2 protein-coding genes are annotated in these 519 nt (G+C 59.0%); one reads left to right on the top strand and one right to left on the bottom strand.

What is annotated here, in order from left to right:
- Positions 1-289 (top strand): ribosomal subunit interface protein (locus Q7C21_RS23040; RefSeq protein ID WP_375151244.1); only part of this gene is annotated, 289 nt, incomplete at its 5' end.
- 67 nt (positions 290-356) lie between these two features.
- Here Q7C21_RS23040 and Q7C21_RS23045 read toward each other — a convergent pair.
- On the bottom strand, positions 357-519 hold a 163-nt coding region (locus Q7C21_RS23045), incomplete at its 5' end, for a hypothetical protein (RefSeq protein ID WP_375151245.1).

Genomic DNA, 519 nt, shown 5'->3' on the forward strand with positions numbered 1-519 from the left:
GGTCCACCTGCGGGACGAGAACGGTGGCAAATCAGGTCCGGACGATATGCGCTGCCAGCTGGAAGCCCGTCCGAAAGGTCACCAGCCGATTTCCGTGACCCACAAGGCCGACACCCTGGAACAGGCCATTGATGGTGCGACCATCAAGCTGGAAAGTGCCCTGGAGCACATGTTCGGTAAATTGCGCGGCAAACGTGCGGCGGCCGTGCCCAGCAGCGACGGCACCGAGGCGGATGCCCTGCTCGAAGAAGAATTCCTGGAAAACCAACAGGCCGCGCTCAATAGCTGACGGCTGAGTTTCTCCCCCAACCCACGGGCCTGCATTGCAGGCCCGTTTTGTTTTGTGGCGAGAAAAGTCAGAACGCCACTGACGTTTGTACATAGAGCGTGCGTGGCTCACCCACGTACTTGCCCTTGTTGTTGTCATCGAAGGAGCGGGTGAAGTACTGGTGGTTGAAGATGTTCTTCACGCCCACCGCCACATTCAGATCCGACAATTGCGGGCCGAAGTCGTAGCCG

The sequence above is a fragment of the Pantoea sp. ANP04 genome, assembly GCF_041982285.1.
Classification (GTDB): domain Bacteria; phylum Pseudomonadota; class Gammaproteobacteria; order Enterobacterales; family Enterobacteriaceae; genus Pantoea; species Pantoea eucalypti.